This is a genomic window from Spirosoma fluminis (assembly GCF_054778895.1).
In genome coordinates, this window is the sequence record NZ_BAAGZD010000044.1 from 56563 (window position 1) to 80031 (window position 23469).

Below are 23469 nucleotides of genomic sequence, written 5' to 3' on the forward strand. Positions count from 1 at the left end.
ATCAATGACAAATAAAGACCTTATTTCTTCGATGAAGACTTTCCAGCTTTCCGGCGAACCTGCTCGCCCACAAAACGAATACCTTTACCTTTGTAAGGCTCTACTTTACGCAGTGAACGAATCTTTGCAGCTACATCGCCTAAAAGTTGCTTATCCGATCCTTCAAGATAAACTTTGGGATTCTGTCCTTTCTCGGTAACAGCAGTTACTTTAACTTCTGCTGGAACAGCAACATATACGTTGTGAGAGTAACCGAGTTGCAGCTCTAGAACATTGTTCGTTACAGAAGCTTTATAACCAACCCCGATTACTTCTAGATCCAATTTGAAGCCTTCACTTACGCCAGTGACCATGTTATTCACTAACGAGCGATACAAACCGTGCAGGGCCTTGTGCCGTTTCTGCTCGGTAGGACGGCTCACCTGAATCTGACCACCTTCAACCGCAACCGAAATATCCGGATCAATTGATTGGGTCAGCGTACCTTTTGGCCCTTTTACAGTGACGATGTTCTGATCGTCGATAGACAACGTAACGTTGCTGGGCAGGGTGATGGGTTTCTTACCTATACGTGACATCGTTCAGTTCGGGTTAATATACGTAACATAATACCTCACCCCCGACGTTCAACGTCTTAGCCTCTTTGTCTGTCATCACACCTTTAGAAGTTGAGATGATGGCTACACCTAAGCCGTTCAGAATACGTGGCAGGTGATCGGCTCCCCGATACTGACGTAGACCAGGACGGCTGATCCGCTGTAGGTCAACGATCGCAGGTTGCTTCGTTGTTGGATTGTACTTCAAGGCAATTTTGATAATGCCCTGTGGAGTGCTGTCATCGAACTTATAGTTCTGAATGTAGCCTTTGTCGTACAAAACTTTGGTAATCTCTTTCTTTATATTGGAAGCAGGAATTTCCACAACCCGGTGCTTAGCCCGGATAGCGTTTCTGATTCGAGTCAGAAAATCTGCTATTGGATCTGTATTCATTCTTAGCGTTGCGTTACTTGCAAACCCCTGTTCCCAAGAAAGTTCGCAAAATTACGGAAACTGAATTACAAATGGAAATGGCCTCTGGAACTTACCAGCTTGCCTTAGTTACGCCTGGAATCTTACCTGCTGATGCCATCTCGCGGAACGTAACCCGTGAGATACCGAACTTGCGCATATATCCGCGGGGGCGACCCGTTAACTTACAACGGTTGTGCAACCGTACAGGCGATGCATTTTTGGGCAGTTTATCCAGTCCAATATAATCACCTGCGGCTTTCAGAGCGGCCCGCTTTGCAGCATATTTGGCTACCAGCGCTTCACGTTTCCGTTCTCGTGCTTTGATTGATTCTTTTGCCATGTTGGTTGGTTATTTTTTTCCAGCGTTTGCGAACGGCATACCCATTGCTTTCAGCAGCTCATAGCTTTCGTTATCTGTCGAGGCTGTTGTCACAAATGTGATGTCCATTCCCGATATACGAGCTACTTTATCAATGCTGATTTCAGGGAAGATGATTTGCTCCTGTACCCCGAAGGTGTAGTTGCCACGCCCGTCAAATCCTTTATCGCTAATGCCTTTGAAATCCCGTACTCGTGGTAACGAAACCGTCGTCAACCGATCCAGGAACTCATACATCCGCTCACCGCGCAGCGTTACCTTCGCACCAATAGGCATTTTCTCCCGCAGTTTGAAGTTAGATACCGCTTTCTTCGATAAAGTAGGAATAGCTTTCTGACCTGTGATGGTTGTAAGCTCTTCAACGCCTACGTCTACCAGCTTCTTGTCAGCGACTGCGGCTCCTATACCTTTATTGATGACAATTTTGCTCAGACGCGGTACTTGCATAACCGACTTATACTGGAACTTGTCCTTCAACTGAGGTACAACCTCATTTACATATTTTTCTTTCAGTCTTGGCGTTGCCATCTTATTAGACCTTTCTTAGTGTTACTTACGGAACGAGTCAGGAACGAAATTACCTGTCTTCTTCGAGAAGCGTTGCAGCTTCCCTTTATCGTTCAACTTACGGCCTGTGCGAGTCGGCTCGCCCGTAGCAGGATCGATCAATTGCAGATTGCTAATGTGGATTGACCCTTCCGTTTTTTCCAGGCTTCCCTGCGGGTTTGAAGCAGTCGGCTTCGTGTGTTTAGTAATAATGGCGACGCCCTCGACCCGAGCACGATCTTTCTCCACAATTACTTCTTTCACAACCCCGCGCTGGCCTTTTGAGTTTCCACCAATCACGAGAACCGTATCGCCCGTTTTGATGTGGAATTTATGTTTCGGCAGCGTTATTTTCTTCTCCATTATTTACAGTACCTCTGGGGCTAACGATACGATTTTCATGAACTGCTTCTCGCGCAACTCACGGGCTACAGGACCGAAAATCCGGGTGCCACGTGGCTCATCGTTATTATTAAGCAATACGGCTGCGTTGTCTTCAAAGCGAATATATGAACCATCTTTACGACGTATTTCTTTCTTCGTACGGACGACAACGGCTTTCGATACCGTACCCTTCTTCATGCTGCTGGATGACAGCGCTTGCTTAACCGTTACGACAATCTTGTCACCGACTGACGCATACCGCTTGCCCGTACCACCCAAGACGCGGATAACCAGCACTTCTTTAGCGCCACTGTTATCGGCTACACCTAACCTAGATTCTTGCTGTACCATGGCTTACTTTGCTTTTTCGATGATTTCGACTAAACGCCAACGTTTATTCTTGCTCAGCGGACGAGTTTCCATTACGCGAACCGTATCACCGATACCGCATTCATTATTCTCATCGTGAACTGTCAGCTTCTTTGTTTTGTGCTGGAACTTGCCATACAAGGGATGCTTTACTTTACGATCAATGGCTACCGTGATCGTTTTCTGCATCTTGTTGCTAGTCACCTTTCCAACACGCTCCTTCCGAGCGTTCCGCTCTGACGCCGGTTTTGCATCACCTGTTGTAGGAGTTGCAGTGGCGGCTACCTGCGGCTGTTCTGTTGCTGCAACCGCCGGAGCTTGTTCTTCTGCCTGCGGTGCTGGTGCTTGTTGCTCTTCCATTGTCGTATCTTATTAGGCTTGTGCCGATTTAACCGTCAATTCCGTGTGCATACGAGCAATCCGTTTACGGCTCTCACGAATGCGCATTGGGTTTTCAATGGGAGATACCGCATGAGCAAACTTTAACTTCAACAGTCGGTCCTGCTCGGCACTGATCTCCGTGCGGAGCTCATCAGCTGACAATCCTTTTAAATCTTCTTTTTTCATCTTGTTCGTCGCTTAAGGATACTACTCGTCGCCTTGCTCCTGATAATCACGCCGAACCACAAATTTGGTCCGAACTGGCAACTTCTGAGCGGCAAGGCGCAGGGCTTCCATACCCGTTGCTAAATCAACGCCCGTTGCTTCGAACATAATCGTGCCGGGCTTCACTACAGCTACCCAATATTCGGGAGCACCTTTACCTTTACCCATCCGTACTTCGGCTGGCTTTTTAGTAATCGGCTTATCGGGGAAAATGCGAATCCAAACCTGGCCTTCACGTTTCATTGCCCGCGTTACGGAGATACGAGCGGCTTCAATCTGGCGAGCGGTAATCCGACCTGGCTCCAAGGATTTTATACCGAACGTACCGAAGGCGATTTCATGGCCGCGAGAGGCAATACCTGGAATCCGCCCTTTATGCTGCTTACGGAATTTTGTTCTTTTTGGCTGTAACATCTTTGTAAGAAGTCTACATGTTGCAGTTAGCGGCTTTCAGTTTAACAAGCCGTTATCAAGAGAAATTCGACATTGCAAACTGAAAACCGAAACTCGTTTATCGTCTTGGTCCTCCACCGCCACGGTTACCACCTTGGCCACCACCGCGGTTATTACCACCGCCACGGTTGCCGCCCTGGCCACCACCACGATTGTTACCGCCACGGTCATTTCCACCACGATCACCACGGCCACGGCCGCCACGGTCGTTACCATCGCGATCACCACGAGGACCACGGCGATCTCCACGATCGTTTGCACTGGCAGTACGTTCGCCGGCCTGCGCCTGGCTCATCATAGCTGCTGGTGACAGATCACGCTTACCGTATACTTCGCCTTTGAAAATCCACACCTTGATGCCGATTTTACCATAGACAGTTTGTGCTTCCGAAATAGCGTAATCGATATCAGCGCGGAGGGTGTGAAGCGGAACCCGACCTTCTTTGTACTGTTCTGAACGAGCAATTTCAGCACCACCCAGACGACCGGATACTTTTACTTTAATGCCTTGTGCACCCACCCGAATCGCAGATTGAATGGCCTGCTTCATGGCACGGCGGAATGAAATACGAGCCTGTAACTGCTGGGCAATTGCTTCCCCAACCAGTTTAGCATCGATTTCAGGGCGTTTAATCTCGAAAATATTGATCTGGACATCTTTGCCCGTGATCTTTTTTAGCTCTTCTTTGATTTTATCCACTTCGCCACCGCCTTTACCGATGACAATACCTGGACGCGCCGTGTGAATGGTCAACGTAACGCGCTTCAACGTACGCTCGATAACTACGCGGGCGATAGCGCCTTTTGGAATACGGGCAGCTACGTATTTACGGATTTTCTCGTCTTCAACAAGTTTGTCCGAAAATTCTTTACCACCGTACCAGCTCGATTCCCAGCCCCGAACAATGCCAAGTCGTAGGCCAACTGGATTTATTTTTTGTCCCATTTCTTATTGTTCGTTTTCAGGGGTGGTTTCTTCTACCTGAGTCAATGCTGTCTGAGCTACACTATCAACCACAATAGTAATGTGGTTTGACCGCTTGCGAATCCGGTGACCACGACCCTGGGGAGCAGGACGTAGCCGTTTCAGCATCGGACCGCCATCCACAAAAATCGTTTTTACGTACAGATCGGCATCTTCAATGCGCTCATCTTCATTCTTTTGCTGCCAGTTGGCAACTGCCGACAACAGCACTTTCTGCAATACGGCGGCACCGGCTTGCGGCTGATACTTTAATAAACCCAACGCCCGGCTAACGCGCTGACCACGAATTAAGTCAGCGATCAACCGCATCTTACGGGGTGACGTGGGCACATCTCTAAGTCTTGCTACTGCTTCCATTTGAAACTGTGAGTTGTAAAGTCGTACAGTTGTAGAGTGTTCATCAGCGAAGCCAACTTTATGACTTTACAACCAGACAACTTTAGTTTATCGTTTGCCCTTGTCTTTCTTTGCGGTGTGCCCCCGGAAGTTGCGCGTTGGTGAAAACTCACCTAGCTTGTGGCCTACCATATTCTCAGTGACGTAAACCGGAATAAACTTGTTGCCGTTGTGAACAGCAAACGTGTGGCCTACAAAATCTGGCGAAATCATCGAACGACGCGACCAGGTTTTGATGACCGATTTCTTACCCGATTCGTTTTGCGCCTGTACCTTATTGTCCAGACGAAAATCAATATATGGGCCTTTTTTAAGTGAACGTGCCATTGTTATCTGTTACTTTTTGCGTCGGCTAATAATCATGCTATTCGATGCCTTATTCTTCTTGCGGGTCTTCTGACCTTTAGCGAACTGGCCATTACGCGAACGGGGGTGACCACCAGATGCCCGGCCTTCACCACCACCCATCGGGTGATCGACAGGGTTCATGACCACGGCCCGAGTACGTGGGCGAATTCCTAACCAACGGTTCCGACCGGCTTTACCCATCACAACGTTCATGTGATCAGGGTTCGACACAGAACCTACCGTAGCAACGCAGACGCTCAACACCCGGCGGGTTTCGCCAGAAGGAAGACGCAGAATAGCATACTTATCTTCGCGACCTACTAACTGAGCGTACGTACCAGCCGAGCGAGCCATAGCACCACCTTTACCAGGTGTCAGTTCGATGTTGTGAACAATCGTACCGATTGGCATCGCATTTAACGGCATAGCGTTACCTACGTCAGGTGTAGCACCTTCGCCAGACATAACGGTCTGACCAACGGTAATACCTTGAGGAGCGATGATATAACGCTTCTCACCATCAGCGTACTGTACCAGTGAGATACGTGCTGAACGGTTGGGATCGTATTCAACAGTCAAAACTTCGGCAGGTTGGCCGACTTTGTCGCGCTTGAAGTCAATAATGCGGTAGTGCCGCTTGTGACCTCCACCAATGTAGCGCATAGTGCGGTGACCTTCGTTATTTCGGCCACCGGTTCTCTTGATGGGCTCCAGCAGGCTTTTCTCTGGCTTGGAGGCTGTTAGTTCCGCAAAGTCAGGTGCCACGCGAAAACGGGTACCTGGCGTTATTGGTCTTAGTTTTTTAACTCCCATGACTGAATAATTGGTAGAGCAATGTTAGTTTACAGATCAGCGTAGATATCAATTACTTCGCCTTCTGCAACCGTTACGATTGCTTTCTTGGTAGTTGGGGTTTTACCCGTTACAACGCGTCCGTTAATGTTCTTGCTACGCTTTTTGCCCAGCGACCGCAGTGTGTGCACAGACTCAACGTTGACACCGTACATCTTTTCAACGGCTTTGCCGATTTCGAGCTTGTTGGCTCGTAGCTCAACCTCAAAAGCATACTTCCCCTGCTTGTTAAGGCCCGTCATCTTTTCAGTGACGATTGGTCGTTTCAGTACGCTCATGATATTATTTGTCGAACAGCGTTTGGATGGTTGACAAAGCCTCTTCGCTAATCAGCAGCTGGTCAGCATTCATCAGATCATAGGTGTTAACCTGTGAAGCGGTGGTGACCTTTGCTTTCTCCACATTCCGGCTCGACAAAACAACGTTCGCGTTTACATCTGACAGAATGAGAAGGGTCTTACGACCGGTTACGTTCAGGGCACTTAAAAACTGAATGTAATCTTTCGTTCGGGGAGCTTCGAGAGCAATGGTATCGATTACCGAAATGTTATTAGCCTGCGCTTTAACAGCTAATGCTGATTTGCGCGCCAGCGATTTAACTTTCTTGTTTAACTTGAAGCTGTAGTCGCGGGGACGGGGACCGAAAATGGTACCACCACCAACAAATACGGGTGATTTAGCACTACCGGCACGAGCACCACCTGTACCTTTTTGCTTCTTCAGCTTACGAGTCGAGTGCGCATTTTCGGCACGCTCTTTTGCTTTGTGCGTTCCCTGGCGTTGGTTAGCCAGGTATTGTTTCACGTCGAGATAAATCGCGTGTTGGTTCGGCTCAATACCGAAAACCTCTTCCGGAAGGGTGACCTTCTTGCCTGTGTCCTCGCCCTTGCTGTTATATACGATTACTTCCATGGCCTATTTCTCGATAATAACGTATGAATTTTTGGCTCCTGGAATCGAACCGCTAACAACGAGCAGGTTTTGCTCAGGCATAACACGTAGAACGCGCAGGTTTTGCACTTTCACGCGGTTGCCGCCCATACGACCGGCCATGCGCAGACCTTTGAACACCCGCGAAGGGAACGAACAGGCGCCAATCGAACCGGGGTGACGACCCCGGTTGTGCTGGCCGTGCGTTTGACCGCCAACCCCGCCAAATCCATGACGCTTCACAACGCCCTGGAAACCGCGCCCTTTGGCTGTTCCGACAACATCGACGAAATCTTCTTCCGTGAATACATCGGCTACCGTGAGCGTTTCACCAAGGTTAAACTCTTTGTCAAATTCTTTGAATTCAACGAGTTTGCGCTTCGGCGTAGTGCCAGCTTTCTTGAAGTGGCCTAACTCCGGCTTGTTGGTGTGCTTTTCTTTCTTTTCGCCGAAACCCAGTTGCACAGCCGCGTAGCCGTCTTTCTCGACGCTACGAACTTGAGTTACGACACAGGGACCTGTTTGAATCACTGTACATGCCAGAGCCTGCCCGTCCGCATTGTACACGCTGGTCATCCCGATTTTCTTGCCAATTAAACCAGACATCTGTGTTTGTTTAAAGTAAGCAGGTAAAATTTAGGTACTCTTCCCATTTCGGACCTTCCGAATCGGGCCGCAAAGGTAGGGAGATTGTCGGATGATTCCTATATCTGCCTATCAATCAGGCTCAATAAACGACATAAAAAAAGGCCGGGCGCGCTGCACCTGACCTTACATAGCAACAATACCTTTATACTGCAAGGTCTGTTTGCCGAAAAGTCAGATGTGGTTTCTACCAGGTTATGTAAACCATAGCGGACCTTCATCCTCGTATGTTGTTGTATTACACTCCGAGTTTGGGAGTGCAAAAGTAAGAAATAATAACAAGAATCAGAAAATTTATTTAAAACTAATTTGCCGATTCTTTTAATTTAACCAAAAAGCTGTCAGTTCAATTCGCGCCGGATTAAACTGACAGCTGATCGTCCTCAAAAGTTAAAGTACATTACAGGTGAATTGCTTCTCCGTAAGCAGCTTCAGTTGCGTCTTTTATCGCTTCCGACATAGTTGGGTGCGGGTGAACCGTTTTGAGTATCTCTTCGCCCGTCGTTTCGAGTTTACGAGCGGCTACAACCTCAGCAATCATTTCTGTTACGTTGTTGCCAATGAAGTGAGCGCCCAGAAATTCACCGTACTTGGCGTCGAAGATTACTTTCACGAATCCCTCTGGCGTACCCGACGCTTTAGCTTTGCCTGAAGCAGTGAAGGGGAATTTGCCCACTTTCAACTCATAACCCGCTTCGCGAGCCGCTTTTTCGGTATAGCCAACCGACGCAATTTCGGGTGTGCAATACGTACAGCCAGGAATATTGTTGTAGTTAAGTGGTTCAACGTGCGGCAGTCCGGCAATCTTTTCTATACAGATGATTCCTTCAGCGGATGCTACGTGTGCCAGCGCCTGCCCTTTCGTTACGTCGCCAATGGCGTAGTATCCTTCTACGTTGGTCCGGTAATAATCATCCGTAACGATCTTACCCCGGTAAACGGTTATCCCTACTTCTTCCAGCCCAATGTTTTCGATGTTAGCGACAATACCAGCAGCTGATAAAACAATATCAACATCGAAGGTTTTCTCACCATCCTGCGTCTTCACGAACACTTTACAGCCCTGGCCACTCGTATCCACTTTTGTCACTTCGGCTTTGGTGTATACCTCTACGCCTAACTTCTTGTACTGTTTAGCGAGTTCTTTCGAGATTTCCTCGTCCTCAACGGGTACAATGTTTGGCATGAACTCAACAATTGTCACCTTGGTGCCCATGCTGGCGTAGACGTAAGCGAACTCAACACCAATGGCTCCCGAACCGATCACCAGCATGGAGTCAGGGCGCTTTTCGAGCGTCATTGCCTTCCGGTACTCAATGATTTTTTCACCGTCGTAAGGGGCGGCTGGTAGTTGACGAGCACGGCTTCCAGTAGCAATGATGATATGCTTTGCCTCGTACTCCGTGGATTTTCCATCGCCACTGGTCACATCTACTTTTTTGCCGGGCTTCACTTTACCCACGCCATTGATGACGTCGATTTTGTTCTTTTTCATCAGGAACTGGACGCCCTTGCTCATGCTGTCGGCAACGCCCCGGCTCCGCTTAATAACAGCTCCAAAATCGGCTTGCGACTCACCCTGGATGGTAATACCATAATCGGACGAGTGCTTAATGTATTCAAAAACCTGCGCTGATTTTAACAGGGCTTTTGTTGGGATACATCCCCAGTTGAGACAGATGCCGCCGAGGCTCTCGCGCTCAATGACGGCCGTTTTCATACCCAATTGCGACGCCCGGATCGCGGCTACGTAACCGCCTGGACCGCTACCCACAACGATTACATCGTACTGTGAAGCCATTAGTTTGATTTAGTTAGTCATTAGGTGGACATTACGTAGTCGTTGATTGTCGTTCCTGGTTTTAATCAACCAATGACAATTAATAACTTAATTCAATGGCTACGTAATGGCTATCAATTTTGAAACGCAAAGGTAGACTGAAAAGTTGATACCGGAGCCAAACCTCTTACCCGCCTTCTTTTGTTCTATCTTTGCATTCTTTTACCATAAACCAGTAACGACAAGTTCATGACAACCGACCAGTTGAACGACTTGAGGGCCAGAGTAGAGGCCTTGAGGGGGTATCTTTGACTACGACACCAAGAAAGAGCAGCTAGCTGAGCTGGAGCAACAAACATTTCAGCCTGAATTCTGGAGTGATGCCGCTCGGGCAGAAGGCGTAATGAAGCAGGTGCGTGGCCTGAAAGGCTGGATTAGCGGCTTTGATAAATTGAACGGCCAGTTTGGCGACCTTGAAACCCTGTTTGAGTTCTACGAAGCGGGCGACGTAACGGAAGAAGAGGTGGACGAGGAAGGTCGCAAAGTGACCGATACTTTAGAAGACCTTGAACTTAAAAAAATGCTTGGCAATGAAGAAGATCAGCTTAGTGCGGTGCTCGAAATAAACGCTGGCGCGGGTGGTACGGAAAGTCAGGACTGGGCCGACATGCTCTATCGGATGTATATGCGCTGGGCAGAAAAACACGGCTATAGCCTTAAGCAGGTCGATTATCAGGAAGGTGATACAGCAGGCATCAAGTCAGCGACTATCGAAGTTGACGGACCATTGGCCTATGGTTTCCTGAAATCGGAAAACGGAGTACACCGGCTTGTACGCGTATCGCCCTTTGACTCGAATGCCCGGCGGCACACGTCTTTTGCATCGGTGTTTGCCTATCCGTTAGTGGATGATACGATTGAAATTGACGTTAATCCCGCCGACATTGATTGGGATACGTTCCGGTCTGGGGGCGCGGGTGGCCAAAATGTGAACAAGGTAGAAACGGCCGTCCGGTTACGTCACCGTCCATCAGGGCTAATTATTGAGTGTCAGCAGGAACGTAGTCAGCTTCAGAACAAAGAAGTGGCGATGCGCCTGTTGAAATCAAAGCTCTATGAAATAGAAGTTCAGAAACGTAACGCTGCCCGCGCCGAGGTCGAAGCGGGGAAGCAAAAAATTGAGTGGGGCTCCCAAATCCGGTCTTACGTACTTGACGATCGGCGTGTGAAGGATCACCGAACGGGTCATCAAACATCTAACACGGATGCCGTGCTCGATGGCGATCTTGACCCATTTATTAAAGCGTTCTTGCTGGAGCAGGATGTTTGAACCGGGATTTCAACAAGATTAGAAGGATTTACAGGATTCTGTTAGAGAAATCCGATTTAGGTTAGCCAACGTTTGTTTAAACAAACGGGTTATTGCTATTCAACAAATGAGTCTTATAAATCCTTTTAATCTTGTTAGTACGCTGGTACAGGCACTCCTTCTGGTTGCCTGTACGCAACAGTCTGATGAATCCATTATGGCAATGAATCCTGACGCTGACGCGTCAACATACTCATTTCTTTCATTAGGTGATTCGTATACAATTGGAGAAAGTGTATCGGCTAATGATCGTTGGAGTGTTCAATTAGCGAGTATGTTGCAGAAAGACGGGGTTGATGTAGGTAGCCCCGACATTATTGCCCGTACTGGCTGGACAACGGCCGAACTGCAGGACGCCATCAGAGCCAGTGGCAATAAAAAGACGTATGATCTGGTTTCGCTACTTATTGGGGTTAACAACCAGTACCGGGGGCAAAGTCAGGATCGTTACCGTACGGAGTTCAATCAACTACTACAAACGGCAATCGGCTTTGCAGGCGGTAAACCGGGACGCGTTTTTGTGCTGTCTATTCCGGACTGGGGCGTTTCTCCGTTTGCGCAGGGCCGAAATCAAAAACAGATTGCGAGTGAAATCGACGCTTTTAACACCATTGCCAAAGAAGAAGCTCAAAAAATGGGCGTTTCTTTCGTTGACATCACCCCGCTGACGCGCCAGGCCGCTGGTGATACGGAGCAATTTGCGAACGATGGTCTTCATTATTCAGGTCGGCAAATGCGGTTGTGGGCCGAAGCCGCCCTCCCCGTAGCCAAAACCTTACTGACGAAGTAGTCACCGGGGGGCACACACCATCGCCAGATTCATACAAGCAGACATCTGACTGAATTTTTTCCAGCGGCTTTGACTACCGTATTTATATAAGTGAACAGCGCCGATGGATGGCATTGTGACTGGAATACCCAGGTAACTCCCTTTTCCCCCGTAATTAACCCACTCAACACTTACCGCTACGTCGTCTGTCGCATATAGGTTGTAGGCTTTTAAATCAACGGTGATCCATCCTTTTTCTGCTTTTTTCAAATCAACATACACCGGTCGCTGCAACAACGAATTGGCAGGGTAATTACCCCGTAGCGTGTAAACATTAATTCGAAACCGGGTTGAGTCGAAATTATTGGCACTCACGTAAAAGCGAAACTCTTCCAGAAATGCACCTTGTTTCGGTACGCGAAATACCCGACCAATCTCAGCACCCAAATTTTGCCTGGGTTTACCCGACAAAGCAAAGTTCGTTTTCATCTTCGTCTGGATCCGGTCGTTGCCCGTTTGTCGTACTATCCAGTCTGCCGAACGTACCGTTACTTCATTCAACTGAATCGACAAGGGTGTAAGTGTTATAACAGGCTTGGCAGCGAGTCTGGTTATAACGGCGTTCATTGGCAAACTCACGGCAGAGTAACCCAGTAAGGAGACTCGCAGCGTATCGGCTGGGTGAATCGTTTCCGTTACGTACAAGCTGAACCGTCCATTTTCATCGGCGACCGTACCCACAGACGTATTGATAACACCCACACTGGCAAAAGCTAGCGGTGCACCTGTTGTATCAGTAACAACACCTGTTAAGGGTAGCGGAATATTTTGTCCTGAGACAAGGTTGGCGACAGTCAGTATCAGGAGACAGATTATGCAGCGAAAGGATTTCATGGCAGTATGTTGTTGTCTGATGTATGATTAAGCGAAAGCAGGGCTTTTAGGAGAAGACTTACTCTTGTAATAGCGGATCGTTCGTGCAATCAGCATCCCCCCGACGATAGATGGTGCAATCCAACCTATCGTGCCAATCCAGGCCGGAGCATCTGCCGGTAGCATCCGGTATACGTTGTTTACCAAGAAGGCAGTGAACGTAGCGATATACGATCCGCCCATGCGCGTGATGTGATGATAAAACCAATGCATTTTCGCGGGCGTCTTGCCAAAACTTTTAAAGTCAAACCAGGCATTCTGGAAAGTCAGCAGCCCAAAAAATGGGAATAGGATAGCAAAAACCGATATACCTTTTGTGAGCAGATACGCTCCAAAGCTTATCATCGCTACGCTAATCACCAGCGTTACGTAAGTAAGCAGCTTATCGGCTTGTTCAGGACCTGACTTTTTTTGCTTAGTAACGCGCCAGCCCGTCACACACAGGTAGAAGCTGAACACGGCTATGCCCGTCAGAAATAGCCGCAGCATTTTGAAAGGCTGTAGCCCACACATCAGCAGAGCCGTTATAGCAACATTAATCATACACCAGACGTAGATGAGTCCAGTGCGGTTGTGAAGACGGCTACCCTTTTGCGAGAACATGGGTACCAGCCCGATCAGCAGAGCAACAGTTCCAGACAGTACGTGGATGATGGTGATGGCAGTAATCAGCGTTTTCATGGCGTCTATACGTTTGCGATTTGATGCAACAAACGTACAGCGACCAAGCCGTTGACTACAAATTAAAGGGCTGAATAGTAGGGCTTTGGGGAGTTTGACAAAGCATCAGGCCGTTTGACAAAGCCGGTGGGACGTTCTACAAAGCTTTAAGCTCAGCCACCAACGTATCGTTGTACCGGCGGGCAACCGGCACCTGAAGTTGTCCACCCAACAAATGAAGTTTGTACCCTTGAGCGTTACCCGTTACTCGCTCTACCTTATCAAGGTTGACGATGAACGAGCGATGGCATCGGACGATGTGCGAAACTCTGATTTGGCTCTCCAGGCGGCTCAGGCTGCTGCGTAGTAAAGGCTTAGTTGGCTGACCGTGGTTTAGGTAAACCACAGTACAGTAATTGTCGCTGGATTCAATAAACAGCAAATCCTGCGTTGGTAACGTAACCAAGTCTTTATCGTTGTCGGCAATCAGCGTCAGCATCTCGTGAACCATGTTCACGCTGGCAGGTTCGTTAGTAGTAGCTGAGGCCGGTTGTGAATCAACGGGTGGGGTGTTAGTATGAATTTGCAGTTCGTCCGCAGCCTGGCTGTATTTCTTAAGCTGGGTGATGTACCGGAGCGATACCAAGCCTGTTACAGGAAACAGGCCCACCAGAAACGTAACCAGAATGGTACTCGTCCAGTCCATGCCGCCGTGCTGGCCTTTACCCAACAGCCACTCCAGATACAGCCGGTTTCCAATAGCGATCAAGAGGATATTACACGTAACGAGCAGGATTTCGCGCCCTACAGTCCAGTGCTGATCGGAAAACTGTTTCGGGAAAAGCTGCTGCCAGAACAGGAAGTTAAAAGCCGTCAGCAGAAAGGTAACCAAACCGAAGCCGAGGACCTTCCATGCTTTGTTTGCCGTTTCCCAGTTGTTCAGGCCAAAGGGCTGAAACACCACAAGAAATACACCGACGAACAACCCAATGATGGCGGCTTTACGCAGTTGACGCCACGGTCGTTCTTCGGAAGGATAAGGCTGGCGAAAGAATTTGACCATATATGTCTTTCCGACTTCCTACTAAAACAGCTTCCACTCGGAAATCTGCTCAATAAACTGCGGCAGAACGGGTGGATACACCACAATCATAAACAGGATACCGAACAAGGCTCCGTAGAAGTGGGCATCGTGGTTGATCGTTCCGTACCCGCGTCGGGCTTCGTAATAAGAATAAGCCAGATACAAACCGCCGAAGATGAATCCGGGAATGCCGATCGGGATAAACAGCAGAGAGATTTTCTGCAGGGGAGCGAAAAAAATGGCGGCAAACAGAATAGCTGATACGCCACCTGATGCGCCAAGGGAGTTGTAGTTCGGGCTGTTGCGATACTTTAAAAATGTAGGAATATCCGATACAATGATCCCGACTAAGTAGAATCCGATCAGGTAAATGGCTCCGCTAGCCCCGAACAAAAGCCCAAATACCTGCTCAATGAAGCCGCCAAAAAAGTAAAGGCTAAGCATGTTGAACAGCAGGTGACTCCAATCGGCATGCAGAAAACCGGACGTCAGCAGTCGATAATATTCGCCCCGATTGGCCACCCGATACGGGTTCATAATCCAGCGATCCATTACGGCATAGTCGTTCCAGGCCCAAAGGCTTATGCCGACGGTAATTAAAATGATGATCAGCGTTACGCTCATGTTAGCTTTCTCGTTCGACCAATTGCTTGGCAAATTGAATTAATACGGTTTTCCGCGCCGGATCAGCGTTGACCTGGTCGAGGTTGGCAAAGCCGCGGGAGAAATAGTCGTTGATGCGGGCTTCGGTAATCTGCCGGATGCCCAACTGATCGTAAATAGACGTAACAGCCTGTACTTTCTCAGCTTTATCAAATTCCGTTCGGTTAAGCCAGCTCGTTAATTCGTTTCTTACGGTTCCGCTGGCCTGCTCCAGCGCTTCGATCAGCAGAAACGTCTTCTTATTGGCGATGATGTCTCCCCCAACCTGCTTGCCAAATTTGACGGGGTCTCCATAAACGTCCAGGAGGTCATCCATTAACTGAAACCCAATCCCGATGTTCACCCCACCTTCGTACAGAAGTTGGTTCGTAGCCGCATCTGCCCCCGCGATTAACCCACCGAGTTCGAGCGCATAGCCTAACAAAACAGACGTTTTCAGGCGAATCATTTCGATGTACTCCGCTTCCGTTACGTCCCACCGGGTTTCAAAGTTCATGTCCATCTGCTGGCCTTCGCAGACTTCAGCCGCCGTACGGGAAAAGCGAGCCATTACAGGTTTTATTTTGTCAGTTTCGACATCAAGCAGAAGCTGATGGGCATTTACCAGCATAACGTCGCCCGACAGAATGGCAATATTCTGATTCCATTTCTCATGCACCGTAGGCTGCCCCCGACGAAGAGGAGCCTGATCCATAATGTCGTCGTGCATGAGCGTAAAGTTATGAAACACCTCAACGGCTAAAGCCGGCCGAACCGCTTTTGGCCACTCGTCCGTAAACAGATAAGCGCTTAGTAACGTCATCAGTGGGCGCATACGCTTTCCACCTAGGCCCATGATATATCGAATCGGATCGTATAGTTCAGGTGGGTACTGCCCGTATTGAGTAAGTTGAAGTTCGTCTTGAAGTGCGTCAACAAAAACAGCTGGAATCATTCGACTAGTGCGGTAAGCCGCTGGGTTTAGCGCCAAAAATAAGGCAAAAGCCCCCAAAACCCTAACGCCCAAACATTCGGCGGTAATTGCGTTGGCTCGGCGTGCTTATTACAAAAATCAATCGGCCCGATACCGTGAAGTAGCCGTCGTTTCGGGCACTGTTGCCACGCTGCTCTCCGGCAAAGCTGGGTTTCTGTCCTATCTCGGCCCGACGATCGGATAAAGCGGCAGCCAGGGGCTCCATTCGACTACGGTCGGGATAAACCGTGCTCACGTCGTCTACGTAATCGCTCATTACGTGCGTATAAGTGGCTTCGAGGTGAAATTTGAATCGTTCAGTCGCCAGAACGGGCACTCCTACCCCATACCGAATAATTGGCGGTAACCGATTGTACGCAACGCCTTCGGTTTGCATGGGAGCCAAGCTATACGTTCTTCCTTTGTAGCTGGCTTTAGGAGTGAGGTACGTCAGCCCTACTCCAGCCAAGGCATACGGAATAATAACATGATTCCGGTTGTCGGCCCGCCAGAAGTCCCACTGTAAACCTACCCACAGGTCTGGATTTATGCTTTTAAAGGAGAGGTTATTGTAGTACAGATGGGTGTTCTGCTGGCTACCCCGAATGTAATAGACCTGCGCTTCGGCCCGAAAACTTAACTGCGGAGAAAAGCGGTACGCAGCGGCTGCGTTTAAGGCAATACCTAATTGTAAATGGCCCAGGTTTCCCCACTCAGTAAGGTCGCCGGAGTAGTGCGTGGGACCAGTACCAACGTTCAAGAGCCAGGTCCCGGGTTTTTCGCGCCAGATTTCAGAGCGCTGCGCGACTCCATCAATGGACAGTGCGAGCCACAGCATAGCCGTAGCCATCATAAGGCAACAAATCTTCACAAGTTCAGTACGTTACGGTTGTTTTTAAAGCGGACAAGGTAACGCCTTACCGGAAGAAATGAAAACACTAAGGATGATGTTGTCGTCTTATTTTACAAAATGGTCGACATACGGAGAAATTAGGATGTGAACGACGTACCGTCTTTTCTTAAAGCTCACCAATATCTTCGTTCCAGACCGTGGGCTTTTCGGCAATGAACTGGTTCATCATATCAACGCATTCGGGAAGATCGAGGTCAATGACTTCAACGCCGTGCTGTTCCATGAACTCGCGGGCACCGGCAAACGTCCGCGACTCGCCAACAATCACTTTTGGAATTTTGAACTGTACGATGGTACCGGCGCACATATAGCAGGGCATCAGCGTAGAATAGATGACCGTGTCGCGAAATGAGCCAACCCGACCGGCGTTGTTGAGGCAATCCATCTCACCATGCAGAATGGGGTTGTTTTCCTGCACACGCTTGTTGTGGCCCGAGGCTACTAACGCACCGTTTTTCACTAACGCTGATCCGATTGGGATACCGCCTTCGCTCAAACTCTTTTGAGCCTGACGGATGGCCTCCTGCATAAATTCGTCCATTGCAGTTGATTTATAATGATTTCAATGTATCGTAATCGCCGACCTCTTTGAGGTACAGTAAATGACTCATTATACCGTGAATATTACGTACTAACTTATGCGCTTCGGGGAAGGTTGTTAGCCACCGATTACAGTAGCTTCATAGTGTCGTAGTCCCCAACGTGCTTTAAGTACAGAAAGTGAATCAGTAGCCCGTTGACGTTATTGACCAATTTATGAGCCTCTGGCAAAGAAGCTATAATCGTCGTTATGCGCTCGAACTCCGACTGGTTACCCATGTTTTTGTGGTGAAACGCCATGATCTCATTTCGCGGAAGCTCCCGTTCGATGTAAAAGAAATGCATAGCTTCGTCGCTGGTTCCGGTACTGGGAAACCACAATCTTGGGTTAAGTTTGGTCAGTTCAGCCGCTGTAACCGACAAGCCAATTTCTTCGCCCAGTTCCCGAGCCGCCACCTCATCGGGTGCGTCGCTCGCGTCGACCATGCCAGCCGGGTGTTCATAGGTTTGCGACCCGTCGGATATGCGTCGCTGACGGACCAACACCACAAATTTTTCCTTGGTGTCTTTATCAATTAAACAAACCAGAATTGAAGCTGCATGACCTTTCAGGAAACAAACGGGTGGAATTTTATCGCCCTCCGGTGTATCGGCGTCGACCTCAATCATGGCGAACAAAACCTCGCCGTTATGACGACGTCGGATGAAATGCTCTTTTACTTCATTTATTTTTAGTCCGTTACTTTCCATTTGCCCTTTCCAGAACCGGAATTTGGGGGCGTCCTGAAGTGCTTCTTCTTTCTTACTCATGTTTGTTTAGTCAATCAGATGGTATTCCTTATCAACTTTCTAGCTGGCGATTACTTCTGGGTTAATCCCTGCGCGTCGGGGCCGACGTAGCGCTCAAAGAATTCGTAGATACGTAACAGTCGGTCAATACGTTGGCGAACGTTGCCCGTCCGGCTCAGTTCGTGCGTTGCTCCGGGCATGCGAACGTACTCAACCGGACGACCCAGGATTTTCAAGCTCTTGTACAGCATTTCGCTTTGAATGACACCGGTACGCAGGTCGTTTTCACCGTGCTTAATGAGCAACGGCGTTTTGATATTCCCGACAAAGGTGTACGGCGAGTTAGCGTCCAGAACCTTCTGCGCTTCGGCCTGCCAGGGATAGCCACCAAAATAGTTAGGCACCAGCCGCCAGGCGTTTCCTTCACCCATAAACGTAGTGAGGTCATACACACCCCGCTGCGAAAAAGCCGCCTTGAACCGGTTGTCGTGCCCAACGATCCAGGCTGTCAGATAACCCGCGTAAGACCCGCCGGTAATGACCTGTCGACTCGTATCGACCCACGTTTCTGTAGCCGCGTCTGTAGCCGCAGCCAGGACATCTTCGGCCGGACCGGTACCCCAGTCTTTAATGTTTGCACGCTGAAAATTCAGTCCGTAGCCGCCAGATCCGCGTGGATTTGCATATACGACACCGTATCCCTGTGCGCACATGTACTGAAACTCGTGCCACATCGATGGTTCGCCCGGCCCCCACATTGCCGTTGGACCTCCGTGCATATTGAGCAGAAGCGGATGTTTTTTACTGGCTTCTACTGCCGTGGGTTTCATGATCCAGTAATCGACGGTCTGACCGATGGAATTTTTATACGTCCGCTTCTCCGGATAGCTAAGCTGCCGCTCTGCCACCCAGGCGTTGTGATTGCTCAGCTTGGTTTGGTTTTTAGCCGCGGCATCGGCTACGTAAAGCTCCGATGGATTGATCACTTCCGTTTTGCTGAAAACAATTCGGCTGCCTTTTACGTCGAAACTCGTGATACCGCTCGTAAAGTCGGTTAGCTGCGTAACCTGGCGAGTGGCCGGATCGAGTTGATAGACCGGTATACCTCCGTTAGCGGCAGCAGTGAAGTAAATTGAATACGTCGGCCCTTTTTTAGGTTTTGCCGACGCCATCGTCTCTGCCCAGACCATGTTTCCAGCGGCCCGGTCGAACGTAACGAGTTGAATATCCGAAGCGGTATACCCTGCTAACCGGGCTAAGCCGATCTGCGAAAAGTTAACCCCTTCCGATGCACTCGTTAGAAACACGAGTTGCTTTCCATCGGGCGAAATCTCGGGCGAACCATATGTTTTACCAGCCTCCGCCAGCACCACTGCGTATTTACCGGAACCGTTGGCCGGTACAAACACGATGGCGTTATCCTCCCCACGATCAGGATGAATCAGCGAATCACGGTCTGTGACGGTCAGCAGGCCTTCGCCGTTCGGCAGCCAGGTCGCCGACTGGAACGACATAAAACTACGGGTAAGCGGTTTGGGGACGGCTCCCTCGCGCACATCAACGGCAAACAGTTGTGAAAACGACAGCTCCGGCTCGGTAGTCGACTCGCCCTGTAAGTTCAGCCGGTTGATCACTTTCGCCTTTTTATCCTCTACGTCTTTGTTCAAATACGCCCGAATCTCGGCCAATGAGCCATCGGGATTCGGCTTTACTTTTTTATCTTCCTTAATAAAGGCGTTGCTGGCGAATCCCGGCTTTTCCAGCGACCACGATGGAGTTCGCTTACCTGGATTAATTAGCGAGTCCGTCAGCATTTGCGGCATCGTTACATTTCCCGTAAAGGCCAGCCGTTTTCCATCCGGCGACCAGAGTGGATTGGAAGCGCCATACGTACTGTTCGTAAGCTGCCAGGCTTCGCCCCCGTCAAGCGGCATAATGAAAATCTGACTTTTGCCTTTTACCGAACGGACGAAAGCAATACTCTTCCCATCGGGCGACCATACGGCCTGCCGGGCCGACTCCGGACCACGGGTTAACGCTTTAGCGTCACCCGCCTTCAGGCCTGTCAGGTATACATGCGTTTTGTAGTCGTACTCTTCTTTCTGGTCAGGATTCGGCTCAATAGTGGTTACCGTATACACGGCCCGTTGACCATCCGGAGATACCTCAATCCCCCCAACTTGTTTGATTCGGGTCAGGTCCGTAACAGTAACTTTCGATTTAGTCTGGGCGCAAACCGTCTGAGCCGCGACGGCAAAAAGAATGATAAAGCGTTTTAACATAGTTTATTGATTCAGAAGCGGTACGTAGCGTTCCCGGATGATATTGGCATGATGTTTTGCGTGACCAACCAATACGTAGCCAAGCGCTAAAACGGATATGGTTTGGTGAAAGCAGACGCCAGTGCGCAGCATCATTTCCCGATCGAAGCTTTTGAACAAAGCAATGCTCGACTGCCGGACTAAGGTATACTCTTCGTATAAATCAGGAACACTCCGCCGATTAGCCTGAGCAAATTGAGCAAATGGCTCTTCGTCATAACCAGGTAACGCCGTTTTATCATTACGGGCAAACCGCATAGCCCGATACGTCATAATCCGTTCGTTGTCAATAACATGCTGAAGGATGTCTTTTACAGTCCATTTGCCGGGTGCGTAGCGAAAATCACCCAGGGCCTCCAGGGTTTGGGCGGGAATCAGTTGGTCGAAGGACGTAACGGCAGTGAGGGCGTCGATCAGGTCTTCGTTGTCCGCAATATTGATATAACGGTCGAAGAACTGCGGCAAGACCGGAATTTCAGACTTGGTCATGGTAGGATACGATTAATCAGAAACACAAACTGCCCGAAAGTACTGAAACTTTCGGGCAGTTTGCGCAGAAAAAGTCGTCTTTCTGGCGGATTATCGGCTCGAACGCGAACGGCTTGCGTTGGGGGTTTTGGGTTTAGGCTGCGATGCCGGACTGGCCCCTCCCGTTAACTCATTCACCAACCGATCTGCTTTATAGATATACCGCATGGCTGCGATTATGCCTCCCGAATGAACCGAGATGCTCCGGTTCGCATCCGGTACAAAAATGAACTCGCCCGGTAAGCTTTCCATATTCCCATCGAAGACCAGCCCGACAGCCTCCAGGTTCTTGTTGATCATCGGGCTACCGGAGTTACCGCCAATAATATCGTTCGTCGTGATAAAGCACATGGGTTGTTTGAGCAATTCGGCGGGTGGATTCTTCCAGCGAGCGGGCAGATTCCAGGGGGCTTTGTCGGCGAACGAATAATTCCGATCGTACAGACCCGCGAAGGTTGTCATAATAGGAGCTTTCGTGCCATTATAGTCGTAGCTCTTGACGATGCCGTCGTTGATCCGGAGCGAGAAGGTAGCATCTGGCGGAACAGTGGTACCATACACAGCATACAACATCCGGCCTAGCTGGCCACGCAACACCTCCTGCCGCTGCGCAAGCTGACGAGCCTGACGGGCTGCAGCTAGATACCGCGGAAACCCAATACGGGCTAAGACTAACATCGGATCGTCTGATACGCCGATCGAACCAGCGCGCGTGACCAGATCGCTGACAAAAGCCGGGTCAGTTAATTTTGTATTCTTGATCAGATAGGCGGCCGCTTCCTTCGGCGTTCGGGTGGTGCCGTTCGGCCCGGTTAGAGCCGCTTTTACGTACGGGTCGTCGCTTCCCAAACCAGCCTGCGCTTCGGCCAGGTGAGCAGCCAGGTACGCTTCTTCAAGAACCCGGCTCTTTATTTCGGGCGGTGCCATCAGCGACCGGGCCCGTTCGGCATCCTGGGGGCGAGAAGCGGCCAGCTCGCCGAATTGAGTCGCTACGTTCGCGAATGTCAGTAGCTCACCCATCGTGCGTTCACTCGGGCCGAGGTAATTGGCGTCCTTGAATAAGGAGCGTAATTGCGTCATACTGGCGGTAAGCTCATCCCATGTAGCCAGTTGGTCGGCTGGTAGGTCTTTCGCCTTCGCATCGGCTTTAAACTGTCGCTCAAAAGCGGCTTTACGTGCCATCAGATACGGATCACGCAACCCCGCCAGTTGCCCGTTATAGGCTTTAAGGCTGTTCTCGTAGCTGAAGATTTCGTTCAACACACTGTCGTTTTTAGCCGTTGCATTATAGATCTGCAAAGCGTTCGAACGATTCCGGAGCAGTTGAATCGTAGCCGGGGTCTGGACATCCCGATCAAACTCTAGTTCAGCCACCGTCTTGAGTCGTTCAGTATGGCCGGGATTTCCAATTACGAAAATTGGTTCGCCGTCACGAACACCGTTGATGTTGAACTTAAAAAAATGAGCGGTCTGTAAGGGTTTCCCGTTGTCATAAACCCGAAAAAACGAACAGTCTAAGGCGTAACGTGGATACGTGAAATTGTCGTAATCGCCCCCGAAAAAACCGAGCTGCAGTTCGGGCATGAACACCAGCCGCACATCGGTATAGCGTTTAAAGCCATACAGGGCGTAACGACCACCATTGTAGAACGTGATGGTCTGTAGCTCAAGCCCCTGCCAGCCGCTCCTGGTAGCGTATTCCTGTTTAATGGCCGAAAAAACCTGCTCCCTCGCCTGTAATAAGGCCTCGTCGGCTTGCGTTTGAGCCGAAGCCGTGCTGCTCATGGCGTCCTGCACACGCTTCGTTATGTCTTCAATCTTCACCAACTGATCGACAAACAACCCGTCTACCTTCCGTTCCTCAGCTAATGTTCGGGCGAAAAAACCCGTTGCGTTCAGATCCTCTCCTTTCCGCGTTACGCCCGTCCCCGACTCGCGGGCGCAATGGTGGTTAGTCATGACCAGACCGTTGGCCGATACAAACGACGCGGAACAGTAATCGGCAAAACGGAGTGAGGCCAGCCGGGCTTCATCGAACCAATTATCGTCGGCGGTGAATTTGTAGGTTTTCTGAAAAAACTCTTTGGGTGGCGTGTCAAACGTCCACATCTTCCCGAGGTCGAGTGGACTTCCCTTTACCGTATCGGGATTAATTGACGGCGGTGCAATTTGCGCGAACGCACTGGTCAGCCAGCCAATAAGTACAGTATTGACCAGCAAACCCGTGCGGAATACGGATGTTATCATAATCAGTACGTTATACC

General features: G+C 49.6%; 29 protein-coding genes and 1 pseudogene. 2 read left to right on the plus strand and 28 right to left on the minus strand.

What is annotated here, in order from left to right; genetic code table 11:
- Window positions 1–20 precede the first annotated feature (20 nt).
- The 17 genes and pseudogenes from rplF to lpdA form a co-directional block, all read right to left on the minus strand.
- Window positions 21–578 carry a 50S ribosomal protein L6 gene (gene rplF / locus ACYVBJ_RS26565; protein ID WP_460985330.1) on the minus strand — a complete coding sequence of 186 codons (558 nt, stop codon included), beginning with the start codon at window positions 576–578 and terminating at the stop codon, window positions 21–23.
- Between the two features lie 13 nt (window positions 579–591).
- The gene (gene rpsH, locus ACYVBJ_RS26570; RefSeq protein WP_460978350.1) at window positions 592–990 is read right to left on the minus strand and encodes a 30S ribosomal protein S8; all 399 of its coding nucleotides are present in this window, start codon (window positions 988–990) and stop codon (window positions 592–594) included.
- A gap of 91 nt (window positions 991–1081) precedes the next feature.
- On the minus strand, window positions 1082–1351 hold the full coding sequence (gene rpsN, locus ACYVBJ_RS26575; RefSeq protein WP_077919287.1) for a 30S ribosomal protein S14: 270 nt from the start codon (window positions 1349–1351) through the stop codon (window positions 1082–1084).
- A 9-nt stretch (window positions 1352–1360) separates the two neighbouring features.
- Window positions 1361–1918 (minus strand): 50S ribosomal protein L5, encoded by a 558-nt coding sequence (gene rplE, locus ACYVBJ_RS26580; RefSeq protein WP_460978349.1) that lies wholly within the window; start codon window positions 1916–1918, stop codon window positions 1361–1363.
- Window positions 1919–1939: 21 nt separating this feature from the next.
- Window positions 1940–2299 (minus strand): 50S ribosomal protein L24, encoded by a 360-nt coding sequence (gene rplX, locus ACYVBJ_RS26585; RefSeq protein ID WP_460985331.1) that lies wholly within the window; start codon window positions 2297–2299, stop codon window positions 1940–1942.
- A gap of 3 nt (window positions 2300–2302) precedes the next feature.
- On the minus strand, window positions 2303–2671 hold the full coding sequence (gene rplN, locus ACYVBJ_RS26590) for a 50S ribosomal protein L14 (RefSeq protein ID WP_164034777.1): 369 nt from the start codon (window positions 2669–2671) through the stop codon (window positions 2303–2305).
- A gap of 3 nt (window positions 2672–2674) precedes the next feature.
- Window positions 2675–2923, minus strand: a pseudogene (gene rpsQ / locus ACYVBJ_RS26595) (30S ribosomal protein S17); the annotation flags it as partial.
- 138 nt (window positions 2924–3061) lie between these two features.
- A complete protein-coding gene (gene rpmC, locus ACYVBJ_RS26600; protein ID WP_460985332.1) occupies window positions 3062–3256 on the minus strand; it encodes a 50S ribosomal protein L29 in 195 nt (64 codons plus the stop codon).
- 21 nt (window positions 3257–3277) lie between these two features.
- Window positions 3278–3709: a 50S ribosomal protein L16 gene (gene rplP, locus ACYVBJ_RS26605; protein ID WP_381526260.1), complete on the minus strand. Its 432-nt coding sequence runs from the start codon at window positions 3707–3709 to the stop codon at window positions 3278–3280.
- 97 nt (window positions 3710–3806) lie between these two features.
- A complete protein-coding gene (rpsC, locus tag ACYVBJ_RS26610) occupies window positions 3807–4694 on the minus strand; it encodes a 30S ribosomal protein S3 (protein WP_460978346.1) in 888 nt (295 codons plus the stop codon).
- 3 nt (window positions 4695–4697) lie between these two features.
- Window positions 4698–5090, minus strand: a complete 393-nt coding sequence (gene rplV / locus ACYVBJ_RS26615; RefSeq protein ID WP_460985333.1) for a 50S ribosomal protein L22 — start codon at window positions 5088–5090, stop codon at window positions 4698–4700.
- An 87-nt stretch (window positions 5091–5177) separates the two neighbouring features.
- Complete coding sequence (gene rpsS / locus ACYVBJ_RS26620) at window positions 5178–5456, minus strand: 30S ribosomal protein S19 (protein WP_020600951.1); 279 nt, start codon at window positions 5454–5456, stop codon at window positions 5178–5180.
- A gap of 9 nt (window positions 5457–5465) precedes the next feature.
- Window positions 5466–6290, minus strand: coding sequence for a 50S ribosomal protein L2 (rplB, locus tag ACYVBJ_RS26625; protein WP_460978345.1), 825 nt, complete (start codon window positions 6288–6290; stop codon window positions 5466–5468).
- Between the two features lie 29 nt (window positions 6291–6319).
- Window positions 6320–6607, minus strand: coding sequence for a 50S ribosomal protein L23 (gene rplW / locus ACYVBJ_RS26630; protein ID WP_460985334.1), 288 nt, complete (start codon window positions 6605–6607; stop codon window positions 6320–6322).
- A 4-nt stretch (window positions 6608–6611) separates the two neighbouring features.
- A complete protein-coding gene (gene rplD, locus ACYVBJ_RS26635) occupies window positions 6612–7241 on the minus strand; it encodes a 50S ribosomal protein L4 (protein WP_460985335.1) in 630 nt (209 codons plus the stop codon).
- Between the two features lie 3 nt (window positions 7242–7244).
- A complete protein-coding gene (gene rplC, locus ACYVBJ_RS26640) occupies window positions 7245–7865 on the minus strand; it encodes a 50S ribosomal protein L3 (protein ID WP_460985336.1) in 621 nt (206 codons plus the stop codon).
- 439 nt (window positions 7866–8304) lie between these two features.
- A complete protein-coding gene (gene lpdA, locus ACYVBJ_RS26645) occupies window positions 8305–9705 on the minus strand; it encodes a dihydrolipoyl dehydrogenase (RefSeq protein ID WP_460985337.1) in 1401 nt (466 codons plus the stop codon).
- A gap of 228 nt (window positions 9706–9933) precedes the next feature.
- Between lpdA and prfB the strand changes: the two genes are divergently transcribed.
- Together prfB and ACYVBJ_RS26655 are read left to right on the plus strand one after the other, a co-directional pair.
- A protein-coding gene (prfB, locus tag ACYVBJ_RS26650) for a peptide chain release factor 2 (RefSeq protein ID WP_460985338.1) occupies window positions 9934–11014 on the plus strand; the annotation gives its coding sequence in 2 pieces (ribosomal slippage) (window positions 9934–9993 and window positions 9995–11014; 1080 coding nt in all).
- Between the two features lie 196 nt (window positions 11015–11210).
- Window positions 11211–11843, plus strand: a complete 633-nt coding sequence (locus tag ACYVBJ_RS26655; RefSeq protein ID WP_460985434.1) for an SGNH/GDSL hydrolase family protein — start codon at window positions 11211–11213, stop codon at window positions 11841–11843.
- Here ACYVBJ_RS26655 and ACYVBJ_RS26660 read toward each other — a convergent pair whose 3' ends face one another.
- The 11 genes from ACYVBJ_RS26660 to ACYVBJ_RS26710 form a co-directional block, all read right to left on the minus strand.
- Window positions 11844–12716, minus strand: a complete 873-nt coding sequence (locus ACYVBJ_RS26660; RefSeq protein ID WP_460985339.1) for a carboxypeptidase-like regulatory domain-containing protein — start codon at window positions 12714–12716, stop codon at window positions 11844–11846.
- A 27-nt stretch (window positions 12717–12743) separates the two neighbouring features.
- Entirely contained in the window at window positions 12744–13436 is a 693-nt protein-coding gene (locus ACYVBJ_RS26665) for a DUF2306 domain-containing protein (protein ID WP_460985340.1), read from the minus strand.
- A gap of 136 nt (window positions 13437–13572) precedes the next feature.
- Window positions 13573–14478 (minus strand): LytR/AlgR family response regulator transcription factor, encoded by a 906-nt coding sequence (locus ACYVBJ_RS26670; RefSeq protein WP_460985341.1) that lies wholly within the window; start codon window positions 14476–14478, stop codon window positions 13573–13575.
- Between the two features lie 21 nt (window positions 14479–14499).
- Window positions 14500–15123 carry a rhomboid family intramembrane serine protease gene (locus ACYVBJ_RS26675; protein ID WP_460985342.1) on the minus strand — a complete coding sequence of 208 codons (624 nt, stop codon included), beginning with the start codon at window positions 15121–15123 and terminating at the stop codon, window positions 14500–14502.
- Between the two features lies 1 nt (window position 15124).
- On the minus strand, window positions 15125–16096 hold the full coding sequence (locus tag ACYVBJ_RS26680) for a polyprenyl synthetase family protein (protein ID WP_460985343.1): 972 nt from the start codon (window positions 16094–16096) through the stop codon (window positions 15125–15127).
- A 61-nt stretch (window positions 16097–16157) separates the two neighbouring features.
- Window positions 16158–16985, minus strand: coding sequence for a hypothetical protein (locus ACYVBJ_RS26685; protein ID WP_460985344.1), 828 nt, complete (start codon window positions 16983–16985; stop codon window positions 16158–16160).
- A 148-nt stretch (window positions 16986–17133) separates the two neighbouring features.
- Entirely contained in the window at window positions 17134–17568 is a 435-nt protein-coding gene (locus tag ACYVBJ_RS26690) for a nucleoside deaminase (RefSeq protein WP_460985345.1), read from the minus strand.
- A gap of 128 nt (window positions 17569–17696) precedes the next feature.
- A complete protein-coding gene (locus tag ACYVBJ_RS26695) occupies window positions 17697–18377 on the minus strand; it encodes an NUDIX hydrolase (protein ID WP_460985346.1) in 681 nt (226 codons plus the stop codon).
- A 50-nt stretch (window positions 18378–18427) separates the two neighbouring features.
- On the minus strand, window positions 18428–20638 hold the full coding sequence (locus tag ACYVBJ_RS26700; protein ID WP_460985347.1) for a S9 family peptidase: 2211 nt from the start codon (window positions 20636–20638) through the stop codon (window positions 18428–18430).
- 3 nt (window positions 20639–20641) lie between these two features.
- Window positions 20642–21166: a DinB family protein gene (locus ACYVBJ_RS26705; protein ID WP_460985348.1), complete on the minus strand. Its 525-nt coding sequence runs from the start codon at window positions 21164–21166 to the stop codon at window positions 20642–20644.
- Window positions 21167–21256: 90 nt separating this feature from the next.
- Window positions 21257–23452, minus strand: coding sequence for a S46 family peptidase (locus ACYVBJ_RS26710; protein WP_460985349.1), 2196 nt, complete (start codon window positions 23450–23452; stop codon window positions 21257–21259).
- Window positions 23453–23469: the final 17 nt, after the last annotated feature.